General features: G+C 72.0%; 12 protein-coding genes. 7 read left to right on the forward strand and 5 right to left on the reverse strand.

Features of this window, described 5'->3' with window-relative positions; all coding sequences use genetic code 11:
- Positions 1-198 precede the first annotated feature (198 nt).
- A complete protein-coding gene (locus I6A60_RS11535; protein WP_203015573.1) occupies positions 199-1,452 on the forward strand; it encodes an ABC transporter substrate-binding protein in 1,254 nt (417 codons plus the stop codon).
- A 45-nt stretch (positions 1,453-1,497) separates the two neighbouring features.
- Here I6A60_RS11535 and I6A60_RS11540 read toward each other — a convergent pair whose 3' ends face one another.
- Positions 1,498-1,974: a MarR family winged helix-turn-helix transcriptional regulator gene (locus tag I6A60_RS11540; protein ID WP_203015572.1), complete on the reverse strand. Its 477-nt coding sequence runs from the start codon at positions 1,972-1,974 to the stop codon at positions 1,498-1,500.
- Positions 1,975-2,138: 164 nt separating this feature from the next.
- On the opposite strand from I6A60_RS11540, the gene I6A60_RS11545 reads away from it, so the two are divergent.
- A complete protein-coding gene (locus I6A60_RS11545) occupies positions 2,139-3,665 on the forward strand; it encodes an MFS transporter (RefSeq protein WP_307873639.1) in 1,527 nt (508 codons plus the stop codon).
- Here the strand turns inward: I6A60_RS11545 and I6A60_RS11550 are convergent.
- On the reverse strand, positions 3,602-4,762 hold the full coding sequence (locus I6A60_RS11550) for a type III polyketide synthase (RefSeq protein WP_203042290.1): 1,161 nt from the start codon (positions 4,760-4,762) through the stop codon (positions 3,602-3,604). The genes I6A60_RS11545 and I6A60_RS11550 overlap by 64 nt on opposite strands.
- A gap of 516 nt (positions 4,763-5,278) precedes the next feature.
- On the opposite strand from I6A60_RS11550, the gene I6A60_RS11555 reads away from it, so the two are divergent.
- Positions 5,279-5,551 (forward strand): UBP-type zinc finger domain-containing protein, encoded by a 273-nt coding sequence (locus tag I6A60_RS11555; protein WP_203015566.1) that lies wholly within the window; start codon positions 5,279-5,281, stop codon positions 5,549-5,551.
- 216 nt (positions 5,552-5,767) lie between these two features.
- Here I6A60_RS11555 and I6A60_RS43465 read toward each other — a convergent pair whose 3' ends face one another.
- Positions 5,768-6,880 carry a DUF2993 domain-containing protein gene (locus tag I6A60_RS43465; RefSeq protein ID WP_203015564.1) on the reverse strand — a complete coding sequence of 371 codons (1,113 nt, stop codon included), beginning with the start codon at positions 6,878-6,880 and terminating at the stop codon, positions 5,768-5,770.
- 302 nt (positions 6,881-7,182) lie between these two features.
- Between I6A60_RS43465 and I6A60_RS11565 the strand changes: the two genes are divergently transcribed.
- Positions 7,183-7,551: a DUF4345 family protein gene (locus I6A60_RS11565; RefSeq protein ID WP_203015562.1), complete on the forward strand. Its 369-nt coding sequence runs from the start codon at positions 7,183-7,185 to the stop codon at positions 7,549-7,551.
- A 133-nt stretch (positions 7,552-7,684) separates the two neighbouring features.
- Here I6A60_RS11565 and I6A60_RS11570 read toward each other — a convergent pair whose 3' ends face one another.
- Entirely contained in the window at positions 7,685-8,404 is a 720-nt protein-coding gene (locus I6A60_RS11570; protein WP_203015560.1) for an alpha/beta fold hydrolase, read from the reverse strand.
- 195 nt (positions 8,405-8,599) lie between these two features.
- On the opposite strand from I6A60_RS11570, the gene I6A60_RS11575 reads away from it, so the two are divergent.
- Positions 8,600-9,226, forward strand: coding sequence for a TetR family transcriptional regulator (locus I6A60_RS11575; protein WP_203015558.1), 627 nt, complete (start codon positions 8,600-8,602; stop codon positions 9,224-9,226).
- A gap of 207 nt (positions 9,227-9,433) precedes the next feature.
- Here I6A60_RS11575 and I6A60_RS11580 read toward each other — a convergent pair whose 3' ends face one another.
- Entirely contained in the window at positions 9,434-9,883 is a 450-nt protein-coding gene (locus I6A60_RS11580) for a peroxiredoxin (protein ID WP_305038688.1), read from the reverse strand.
- A 219-nt stretch (positions 9,884-10,102) separates the two neighbouring features.
- On the opposite strand from I6A60_RS11580, the gene I6A60_RS11585 reads away from it, so the two are divergent.
- Both I6A60_RS11585 and I6A60_RS11590 read left to right on the forward strand, forming a co-directional pair.
- A complete protein-coding gene (locus I6A60_RS11585; RefSeq protein WP_203042289.1) occupies positions 10,103-10,903 on the forward strand; it encodes a S1C family serine protease in 801 nt (266 codons plus the stop codon).
- Between the two features lie 88 nt (positions 10,904-10,991).
- On the forward strand, positions 10,992-11,978 hold the full coding sequence (locus tag I6A60_RS11590; protein WP_013425018.1) for a MoxR family ATPase: 987 nt from the start codon (positions 10,992-10,994) through the stop codon (positions 11,976-11,978).
- Positions 11,979-12,038 lie beyond the last annotated feature (60 nt).

The following is a 12,038-nucleotide window of genomic DNA, read 5'->3' on the forward strand; positions in this document are numbered from 1 at the left end:
ACTGACGAGGTCCCAATACCGAGCGTCACCGCCGACGCTGTCGCTTCTTCACCAGGTGGCAGGGCCGTTCCCTCGGCGGCAAGGCCGCGGACGCACTCAGAACCCACTTCGAACGGGCGGAAGCTGGACCCTTCGCCGCCCGGCATACGCGCAGATTCTTGGTCGTCCATGCCGACCCACCACGAAGAAAGGGAACCGATGATCCGCAAACGACGGACCATGTTAGGCGTAGCCGCAACCGCATCGGCCTTACTCTTAGCCGCCGGCTGTGGCTCGTCGAGCTCCGGCGGGGGTAACGCCTCCGCCTCCGGCAAGCCGGCGAACAAGACCATCACGATCGGTGTGCTCACCGACGTCACCGGGCCGGCGTCGTCCGGCAACAAGACGTTCGTCGACGGCGTGAAGGCGGGCGTCGTCTACGCGGCCCGCAACGGCTACAACATCAAGATCGAGATCGCCGACACCGCGACCAACCCGACGACCGCCCTGGCCGCGGCCCAGAAGCTCGTCACCCAGGACCACGTCTCGGCCGTGTTCGGCCAGTCCGCCATCTTCTTCACCGCGTCGAACTACCTGACGGCGCACAACGTCCCCGTGATCGGCATGAGCGAGGACGGCCCGGAGTGGATCACCGCGAAGAACATGTTCTCCGTGGCCGGACCGCTGCAGCAGACCAAGGTCGCGGAGACCACCGGAAAGCTCTTCAAGCTGCTCGGCGTCACCAACGTCGCCGCGCTCGGGTACGGGGTCTCGCCGGTCTCGGCCGAGGGTGCCGCCTCCGGCGCGGCGTCGGCGGAGGTGGCGGGTCTCAAGGTCGGCTACCTCAACGGCAAGTTCCCCTTCGGCAGCACTGACGTCGGGCCGGAGGTTCTGGCCATGAAGTCGGCCGGGATCGACGGGCTGTACCCGACGGTCGACCCGAACACGGGGTTCGCGCTGATCACGGGCCTGCGTAACCAGGGCGTCGACCTCAAGGCCGCGCTGCTGCCCACCGGCTATGGCGGCGACCTGCTCCAGGCCGGCCCCGGCGCGCTCAACCAGGCCCAGGGCGTCTACTTCACGCTCGGCTACGAGCCGGTCGAGATGCAGACCGCCGCGACCAAGCAGCTGCAGGCCGACTTCAAGAGCGCCGGCATCACCACGGCGCCGACGTACGCCGCGTACAACGGCTACGTCTCCACCGGCCTGCTGGTCCGCGCGCTCAAGGCCAACGGCGGCAACACCGCCGCGGCGTCGATCATCAGCTCCCTGTCGAGCATCCACGACTGGGACGCGATGGGCCTGTTCGGCAGCCACAAGGCCGACATCAACGACCGCGTGAACATCGTCGGCGGGGCGGACAACTGCACCTGGGTGACCAAGCTCGAGGGCGACAAGTTCACCCTCGTCAAGGGCGCGACACCCATCTGCGGCGCCCTCGTTCCCGGCAAGACGGTGGCTCCGGCCTCCTGACCGTGCTGCTCGGCCCGCCGGCCAGCTGGCCGGCGGGCCGAGCCGTCATCCGCTCGCTGACGGCCCGTCCGCCGGGCGGGGCCAGGGCCGGCCGCTGCGGCGTTCGATGCCGGCATTGAACCTCTTCAGGAAAGCCGCGAACGCGGCGACCTCCTCGGCCGTCCAGTCCTCGACCACCTGGTCGATACCCGCGACGATGTCGGCCCGCTGCCGGTCCAGGCGGCGCGCACCCTCGGCCGTGATCCGGAACTTCCGCGCCATCCCGCCGTCGGGGTCCGCGATCCGCTCGACCAGGCCCTCGCGGCGCATGGCCGCCGTCTGGCGATGCAGCGTCGAGACGTCGAGGCCGAACGCCTCGCTGAGCTGCCCGAGGGACATCGGGCCCTGCATCCGGATCCGGCTCAGCAGGATGTAGGCGCTGCGCTCCAGGCCGCCGGGCCGCTGACCGCCCCGCGCGGACAGGTGCGCGTACCGGCCGAGCAGCATGCCCTCGTACTCGATCAGGTGCGTGGGCCGGTCCATCTCGCTCCTCCCCGCGCCACCTCACCGTGCCGCCAGGACGCCCGGTTTCTCCGGCATCACGGTTCTACGGCATCCTCCGCACTCGGTCGAGTTTGCATCATACAAACTTCTTGTATTGTGCAAACTCGTCGACGGCGGCGCGCCGCGGGAACAGCGAGGTACCGGTGAGCAGCAGCTCCGCACCGACCACCCGACCGGGACTGATCGTGGCCGTGCTGGCCGCGGGCGGCATCGTCGCCACGCTCATGCAGACCCTGGTCGTGCCGCTCATCGGCGAGCTGCCCCGGCTGCTGGGGACCAGCGCCGGCAACGCCTCGTGGGTGATCACCGCGACGCTGCTCGCCGGATCGGCGGCCATCGCGGCGATCGGCCGGCTCAGCGACCTGCTCGGCAACCGGCGGATGCTGCTGGCCTGCGTCGGATCGCTGCTGGTCGGCTCGGTGGTCTGCGCGCTGTCCGGCTCGCTGGCGCCGATGGTCGTCGGGCGGGCACTGGAGGGCGTCGGGCTGGGCGTGGTCCCGGTCGGCATCAGCGCGCTGCGGGAGCTGGTCCCGCCCGAGCGGCTCGGCTCGGCCATCGCGCTGATGAGCTCGTCGCTCGGCATCGGCGGGGCGTTCGGGCTGCCGTTCGCCGCGGTGATGGCCGAGCACGCCGGGTGGCACGCGGTGTTCTGGGTCGCGGCGGGCCTGAGCGCGGTGGTCGCCGTGCTGATCTGGCTGCTGGTTCCCGTCCTGCCGCCGCGCGCCGCGGGCAGGTTCGACGCCGTCGGCGCGGTCGGGCTCGGCTTCGGGCTGGTGTGCCTACTGCTCGCCGTCTCCAAGGGCGCCGACTGGGGCTGGACCAGCGGCACGACGGTCGGCCTGATCGCGGTCTCGCTGGCGGTGTTCGCCGCGTGGGGCTGGTGGGAGCTGCACGCCACGGACCCGCTGGTGAACCTGCGGATCGCGGCTCGCCGCCAGGTGCTGATGACCAACCTGGCGTCCGTCGTGCTGGGCTTCGCGCTCTACGCCTCGCAGCTCATCCTGCCCCAGCTGCTGCAGCTGCCGAAGGCCACCGGCTACGGCCTGGGCCAGTCGATGCTGGCCATGGGCCTGTGGATGGCGCCGTCGGGACTGCTGATGCTGCTGGTCGCGCCGTTCGGCGGCCGGCTGTCGCAGGCGCGCGGACCCAAGGTCACGCTCATCGCCGGCAGCCTGATCATCGCGGTCGGCTACGGATCCTCCATGATCCTGCTGTCGACGGCCTGGGGCCTGCTGATCGTCTCCTGCGTCTGCATGGTCGGCGTCGCGTTCGCCTACGGCGCGATGCCCGCCCTCATCGTGAGCGCCGTCCCGTCCTCGGAGACCGGGTCGGCCACAAGCTTCAACACCCTGGCGCGCTCGATCGGCATCACGATGGCCTCGGCGGTCGTCGGGGTCGTCCTCACCCAGCGGACCACCCTGCTGGGGAGCCGGACCGTGCCGTCGGAGAGTGGCTTCCGGCTGGGACTGCTGATCGGCTGCGGGGTCGCGGTGGCCGCCGCCACGGTCGCGCTGGCCATCCCGTCCCGGCGCGACGCCCCGCCCAGCCAGGAGGTCGCGGCGCCGGTCCCCGTGGCCGCGCCGTCACCGGAGGCCGGCGACCCGGCTCAGAACCGGACCAGCGCGGCCTCCGTCGTCAGGCCAGGACCGAACGCCATCAGGAGGGCGTAGTCACCCGGCGCCGGCCGCTGCCCGGCGTCGCCCGACATCAGCCGCCGCAGCGCGAGCAGCACCGTGACCGACGAGCAGTTGCCATAGTCGCGCAACGTCTCCCGCGACGGGCGCAGCTGGGCGTCCGTGAGCCCGAACGCGTCGCCGACCGCGTCGATGATCCGGGGGCCGCCCGGGTGCAGCACCCAGTGGCGGATGTCCCCGGGAGTCAGCCCGGTCCCGGCGAGCAGGCGGTCCACGAAGCCCGGCGTGCTGGCCCGGATCAGCGACGGGATGGCCGGCGACAGCCGCAGGCGGAAGCCCTCCTCGTGGATCCGGATCGACATGTGCTCGGCCGTGTCGGGCACGACCTCGGTCCGGGTCGCCAGCACCCGCGCGCCGATCGCGACCGCGACGCCGCCCAGATCCGGACCGTCGGCGGGCCCGGCCGGCCCCGCCGCCGCGGTCGGCACCGGGGTGGGCCCGGCGACCGGGCCGGTGTCGCCCTGGACCGCGCCGAGCAGCACGCTCGCGCAGGCGTCGCCGAACAGGCCGTGGACGACGGCCTGTTCGCGGGTCGCCTCCCCGCGCAGGTGGGCCGAGGTCACCTCGACGCAGGTCAGCAGCACCTGCTCGTCGGGCCGGGCCGCGAGCGCGTCGAGGGCGGCCCGCAGCCCGACCAGCGCCGCGTAGCAGCCCATGTGGCCGACGAACACCCGCCGCACGTCGGGCCGCAGCCCCAGCTCGGCGACCAGCTGGGAGTCCGGGCCGGGGCAGGCGTAGCCGGTGCTCGTCACCATGACGAACGTGCCGACCTTCGAGCGGTCCCGGCCGGCCAGCACGGCGGGCAGCGTGCGCCGGCCGAGGTCGAGGGCACATTGCTCCCAGGCCTCGACGCGAGGGCCGACCGGCGGGACGCCGTCCCGGAACGCGGTGCGCGGGTCCCAGTTCAAATGCCGGCGCTCGACGGTGTTCGCCTCGACGAACAATCGGCGCGCGTTCGGGACGTCGGCGAAGACCGCGGCATAGAACTCGTCCCAGATGTCGGTCTGGGCGATAGGCGCTCCGGGCGCTGCGGTACTCACGGCGAGCAGCGCGGGAAACATTTCTGCGGGCATCTCGGCTCCGGATGGACGCGACCTGACGGGTCCCATGGTGAACAAGGAGGAAACACGCGCCAGACGAGTCGGCGGTCGACATCGAGCCTGCAGCGTCGCAGGTCCTGGCATCCGTCTGGCGCTGGAACCGGGCGGCGGCGACCACGGCCGCCCGCGAGTCACGGGTCACGGAAGAAAGGAGAAAGAGAATGCCCGGGAAGAACGAGCTCATCGCCGCGGCGCGGCGCGTAAAGCCGTCACCGGGCGCCCGGTGACGGCGTGCCGAAATTACCCCCTGTTTTCGCAGGCCAGATCGTAGGACGCCCGGCGAGGCCGTCGCGGGTGTTCCGAACACATTGGACCATCAATGTGACCCAGCTCTCAGGGCCGGCCTCGCCCGCGTCCGTTCCGCCATTGGCGTGGGCGCGTGCCAGGATGGCTGGCGTACAACGACGCCGACGAGAACGCTCCGTCGCGGGTCGGCGTGGCGCACGTCGTGCGCGATGTCCTTGTCGTCCGGTCGGAGGTACCAGCCAGATGAGCACGACCTGCACCCACCTGGACACCGTCGAGGTCACCCAGCTGCCCGCGGCAGTCGCCGGCTGCGCGGACTGCCTGGAGATCGGCGGGAGGTGGGTCCACCTGCGCATGTGCCAGGCCTGCGGCCGGATCGGCTGTTGCGACAGCTCCCCGAACCGCCACGCCTCGGCGCACGCCCGCCGGGAGCAGCACCCGATCGCGCGCTCCGCCGAGCCCGGCGAGGACTGGAGCTGGTGCTACGTGGACGACGTCGCCTTCGTCCTCAGCTAGTCCTGCCCGGCCCGGCTCCGCCCGACAGGCCCAGCTCGGCCCGGCCTCGCCCACGGACATGATCGCCGATTCGGCCCTCTGGTGGTTGTGAATCGGCCCTGATCACGACCAGACGAGGGCCGAGACGGCGATCACCGAGCTGGGCCGCTGGGCGGCCCGGGCCGACCTAGGCCGACCGGGCCCAAACCGGCCGCGCGCCAACGGCGGTGGCCGTGATCAGCCCTGGGCGGGTTTGCACGGCGCGGGCGGGGCCGCCTTGGGCAGCACCACGTCCGCCGCGGTCGCCGTCAGCGAGAGGCCGGACGCGTCGGTCGAAGCCTGGTTGACGGTGAGCCGGAACGGCAGCTCGCCGACCGGCAGCGCGATCGACGGGAGCAACTGGCCCAGGCCACCGAGGGGGATGCTCAGGTTGAGCGCCCCGCGCAGGGTGATCTCCGTGGGGACCAGGGTGAGCTGGTTGTCGTGGATCTGGAAGGTGGTGACGCCGCCGACCTGCTGCGGCCCGATGATCGGCACGTCCGCGGTACCGGTGATCTCCAGGCTCCGGCCGCCGTCCGTCGGGTTGACCTGGACGTCGCCCGGCTGGCCGGCGAGGTAGGTGTTCAGGTCGTCGTAGCGGACCCGGACCGTGGCCTGAATCCTGTCGACGCGCACCTCGCCGACACTGTTGGTCAGGATCTGGTGCAGAGGGACGTGGACTCCCTTGAGGTTGGCCTGGACGAACGCGATCCGCGGCCCGGGAGTGGGAACGTTCTCGACGGTCACACCGATGTTCGTGAACTTCCCGAACAGGATCTGGGTGAGGAACGGGAAGCCGCCGATACTGACGTTCTTCACCGTCGGCGGGGCGGTCCCGCAGGCCAGGCCCTGGGTGACGCTCGTCCGCAGCTGCTTGGCCATCTCGCTCTCGGCGACCGACACCGCGATCCGGTCGACGATCACGAACAGCAGGATGAGGATCATCGCGATCGCGCCGAGGATCATCGCGAGCCGCGGGGGCCGGCGGCGCCACCACGGCGACGGTTCCGGGGCGGACGTCCCGCCGTATCCGCCGGGGGGTATCTGGCCGCCTTCGTCCTGGCCCAGCGTGGCGCCGAAGCCGCCGGACCCGCCGGGCGGGTAGCCCGTCTCATGGTCGTCGTACGGCCGGGTCGGACGGACCGGTCTTCCTGGCTCATCGAACGATCCGGTGGCGGCCGGCTGCGCCGACCGGCCAGGGCGAGAGGAGCTCGTGTCCGCCGGGCGCCGCCAGCCCCAGGACGAGTCGGATACCCCGCTGTCGGAGGTGTCTCCGGGGCGCTGCCCGTCCGCGCCGCGCTCCTGGTTCACCGGATCCGTCTCCCGATCTCCCCGCCGCCGGGGCCGCAGCGTCGCAGTGACGTCACCGTAGCGTCACAGTGGCGGACCGCGCCCACCGCGTCGTCAGCCCGGCCGCCGGCCGCCGTTCGTCGCCTTCGTACTGGCCGCTGTGCCGGCGCCCTGCGACCACTCTCGCACCCACCGTCAGCCGCCAGACAGCGCAGTCGGCAATACGCCACACGAAGGGGCCGATGTCGTCCCGCGCGGCCGGCCGCTGCACGGTTACCCCTCCATGATCGCCAAGCCGCGCCGCGCATGCTAGCGTCCGCGGCATGAACGCGGGCCGGATCAGTAGTGCGGCGCTGATGGCGGCGGGGCTGGCCGGGGTCGTCATGCCGGTCCGGTTCGCGGCGGCCCTCGACCTGCCTGCCACAACCGGCCGAGGCCGGACCGAGACCAGGGCCGGGCTTGGCGGTACCTACGCCGCCCTCGGCGGGTGGGCGCTCGTCAGCCGGGAGCCGGTGGCCCGCCGGGCGGTCGGCGTGGCCTGGCTGGGAGCGGCGGCCGTCCGGCTGGGTTCGACGGCCGTCGACCGACCCCGCACCGACTGGGTCTACTGGGCCTCGCTCGCCATGGAGCTCGGCTTCGGCGCCACGGCCCTGGCACCGCTGACGAGGCCCGGACCAGCGCCCTCGCCCTGACCGGGACCGACTACCTCGACCGCCGATGGGGCCCCTGATCGCCGTTTCGGCTCTCTGATGGTCGCTACCGAGACTGTTTCGTAGCCATTAGAGGGCGGAAACGGCGATCAGGACGACGGGCGAACCTTGGCGCTCAGACCGTGGCGACCTCCTGGAGCGCGTCGGCGACGGCCCGGGGCTCGGTGATCATCAGGTCGTGGCCGGTGTCGATGTCCCACAGCCGGCCGGCCGCGCGCGCCTTCCCCATCAGCTCCGGGTCGCGGGTGGCCAGGGTCGAGGTGCAGACGATGTGGTACTGCGGGATCGCCCACAGCGCGGTCTCGTTGGTCAGCGCCAGTGGCTGCTCGAAGCACCGCCACGGGTGCGGGGTGAGCCGTTCGTCCATCCAGGCGAGGTCGCCGGGGTCGGTGACGCCGTAGAAGGCGCCCGCCTCGGGGAACGGGATGAGGACGAGCTCGACGCCGTCGACGACCTTGCCCGTCGGACGGGTCGCCTGGATGATCGGCCCGGCGACGTCGACCAGCGACTGGCCGTTGACGGGGTTGGCCGCGTCCAGGTAGACGAGGCGCCCGACCCGGTCGGCGGCGCGGTCGGCGATGCCGGTGATGACCATCCCGCCGTAGCTGTGCCCGACGAGGATCACGTCGCGCAGGTTCTCGTGGTGCAGCAGCGCGACGACGTCCTGGATGTGCAGGTGGAGGTCGACGTGCGGGCCGACCAGGTGGGCCCGCTCCCCTAAGCCGGTCAGCGTCGGCGCGTACACCTCGTGCCCGGCCGCCCGCAGCAGCCGTGCGACGGGCTGGTAGCACCAGCCGCCATGTCCGCCCCCGTGTACCAGGACGTAGGTCGCCATGATCCCGCCTCCTCGCGGTTGGCGCGCCGGTCAGCCGGGAACCGGAGGAATCATCCGGAAGCGGGACCAGACGCGAGTAACACGGTTACCGAAGTAACCACGTTACTGTAGAGGTGTCAAGGGAACCTCGGCCCCGCGCGGTTCGCGCGGTGGTGCGCTGGTGGGGTGCCCGTCCGAGACGTGAAGGCAGGCCAGGTGGCGGAGTCCGAGACGTCCGACCTCATCGTCGACGTCGTCCTCACGCTGCTCGAGTCCGAGGGCTACGACGCCGTCCAGCTGCGCGCGGTGGCCCGCGACGCCCACGTCTCGCTGGCCACGATCTACAAGCTGTTCCGCACCCGCGACGAGCTTGTCGTCACCGCGGTCGGCCGGTGGCTCACGACCAACGGCTGCGCGCCCGTTCCGCCGCCCCCGCCCGGCGAGAGCCTCTACGACGGCCTGATGCGGGTGTTCCGCCATGTCTTCGAACCGTGGGAACGCAGCCCCCGGATGTTGGAGGCCTACCACCGGGCCCGGTCGACGCCGGGCGGGGAACGGCTCGAACACCAGACCATGGCCGTCATCGAACCGGCCGGCCGGGCCGTGCTGGCGGACGGCGAGCCCGGCTACATGGAGGACATCGCCCTCGTCCTGACCAACGTCGCCTACGCCGTCGTGGCCCGCTTCGCCGCCGGCGAGCTCGACATCACCGCGATCCTGCCGACCCTCGAACGCGCCGCCTACCGGCTGACGGCGAACAACGAGCCCGAGGCCCGAGCGGCCGGCGGGCCCTCCCCCGAGCCCCGGCGACGCCGGCCAGAACAGCGCCACGAAGCGACCTAGCGCCGCACTCGACAGGGTTGGCCTCGTCCCGAGACCGGAAGATCGCTGTTTCCACCCTCGCATGGCTGTAACCGCAGCGGTTTTGCGACCATGCCAGGGCCAAAACCGCGATCATGGGAACGCCCGGCTCCAGACCAGGGCGGATCCGGCTCGGCTCCAGGCCTGATCCGGCCCGGCTTCCGGCCGGGCCGGATCGCGCGGGGTGGGTCAGGCGCCGAGGGCGGCCAGGGCCTTGTCGGCGTGGGTGTTCATGTTCAGCTCGCTGTTGATGACCTCGATGATGACGCGGTCCGTGCCGATCACGAAGGTGGCGCGCTTGACCCGCAGCAGGTCGAGCGACCGCTTCACACCGAACTCCTTCGACACGGTCCCGTCAGCGTCCGACAGCAGCGGGTAGTCGAAGGAGTGCTTGTCGGAGAACTCCTTCTGCTTGGCGACCGTGTCGGTGCTGATGCCGATCCGCTGGGCTCCGGCCTTGGCGAACTCGGCCGCGAGGTCGCGGAAATGGCAGCTCTCCGCGGTGCAGCCCTTCGTCATGGCGGCCGGGTAGAAGAACAGCACGACCGGCCCGTCCGCCAGCAGTGTGGACAGCTTGCGGGGGGTGTTGGTCTCGTCCGGCAGCTCGAAATCCGGCGCGGTGTCGCCGACGCGCAGCATCGTTTGCGTTCCTCTCGCTGAGGCCGGGCCTCGGGCGGGGTCCGGCGCCCCTGGCCACCAGGCCGGCAGCCGCTTGTGCACGATGTTCTTTTGCACAATAGTCCGGTTCGGCCGCGGCCTGCCACGGGCCGTGGCGCCGGCGCAACCCGGCCACGGACCGCGCTGGGTGCACAGACTTTGTTCAGGTGCTGCTCAGGTATCGCCCCTACTGTCGCGTTTATGGCCCGCGCGTCCAGCTCCCGAGCCCCGTTCGGGCTGCTCGTCGGGCTGCGCGGCACCCGCGTGCTGCTGGGCGTCTGCGGCGTTCTCGTCGTCGCCGTGGCCGTTCTGGCCGGAGTGCTGGTGGGTCGGTCCGGCGGGAGCGCGCGGGCGCAGGACGCCCCGGCCCCGACGCCGAGCCCGACCGCGAGCGGCTCCCCCAGCGTCGCGGACATCTACCAGAAGATCGGGCCCTCGGTCGTCGTCGTCGAGACCGCCGACGGCTCCCTCGGCTCCGGGGTGATCGCCGCCGACGACGGCACGGTCCTCACCGCCGACCACGTCATCGCCGACGGCGGCGCCATCACCGTCGTCTTCTCCGACGGCACCCGGTCGACCGCCACGGTGGCCTCGGCGGACGCGAAGACGGACATCGCGACGCTCACCCCGGCGACGCTGCCGCAGACGCTCGTCCCCGCGACCCTCGGCGGCGGCGCCCAGGTCGGTGGCCCGGTCGTCGCGATCGGCAACCCGCTCGGGCTGACCTTCAGCGTCTCCTCGGGCGTCGTCTCGGGCCTGAACCGGACCGCGACGACCGACAACGGCAAGTTCTCCGGCCTGATCCAGTTCGACGCCGCGGTGAACCCCGGCAGCTCCGGCGGCCCGCTGCTCGACGCGAAGGGCCTGGTCATCGGCGTCGTCGTCTCGATCGCGGACCCGGGCGACGACGACGCGTTCGCCGGCATCGGCTTCGCCGTGCCCATCGCCGGCGCGCTCGGCGGCGGCGGCGGGCCCGGCGGCGGCCGCGGGCCGCAGATATGACAGCCACACACGACGCCGAGCCCTGGTGGGCCGAGAACTCTGGCGGCCCGAGAACCGACGGCCCGAGAACCCCGGCGGAAGGAGCCAGATGACCGCGGTTGCCCCACCGTCGGCGAACCCCCTTGAGCAGGTGCTGTTCGAGGTCAAGCGCACGATCGTCGGCCAGGACCTGCTGCTGGAGCGGATGGCGGTCGGGCTGCTCTCCGGCGGCCACCTGCTCGTCGAGGGCGTCCCCGGCCTGGCCAAGACGCTGGCGGTGAAGTCTTTCGCCGCGACGATCGGCGGCCAGTTCCAGCGCATCCAGTTCACCCCGGACCTGCTGCCCGCCGACCTGGTCGGCACCCGGGTCTACCGGGCGCACACCGGCGAGTTCGAGACCTCCCTCGGCCCGGTCTTCACCAACCTGCTGCTGGCCGACGAGATCAACCGGGCCCCCGCGAAGGTGCAGAGCGCGCTGCTGGAGGTGATGCAGGAGCGCCAGGTGACGATCGGGCGGGAGACCTTCCACGTCCCCGACCCGTTCCTGGTCATGGCGACGCAGAACCCGATCGAGTCCGAGGGCACCTATCCACTGCCCGAGGCCCAGGTCGACCGTTTCATGATGAAGGTCGTCGTCCACTACCCGACCCCGCCCGAAGAGCACACGATCGTCGACCGGGCGCTGCGGCCACCGGCCCCGCCACAGGCGGTCATCACCCCCGAGGACCTCGTGCGGATGCGCGAGCGGGTGGCGCAGGTCTACGTCGACCCGGCGATCGTCAACTACGCCGTCCGCCTGGTCGCCGCGACCCGCGCGCCGGGGTCGGTCGGCCAGACCAGGCTGGACCGTTACGTCACCTACGGCGCGAGCCCGCGCGCGACCATCGCGCTGGTGCTGGGCGCGCGGGCGCTGGCGTTCCTGCGCGGCCGGGAGTACGCGCTGCCGCACGACCTGCGCGAGCTCGCGTTCGACGTGCTGCGCCACCGCATCGTGCTGTCGTACGAGGCGCTCGCCGACGACGTCGACCCCGACAAGGTCATCGGCAGCGTGCTGGCGGCCGTGCCGATGCCCGAGGTCCCGCTGCGGGACCGGTGAGCCGTGCGCCAGCCACCGCCGAGCCGCACGCCCCCGGCGACCAGCGACCCGGCGACCAGG

This window comes from Frankia sp. AgB1.9, from assembly GCF_016786355.1.
GTDB lineage: Bacteria > Actinomycetota > Actinomycetes > Frankiales > Frankiaceae > Pseudofrankia.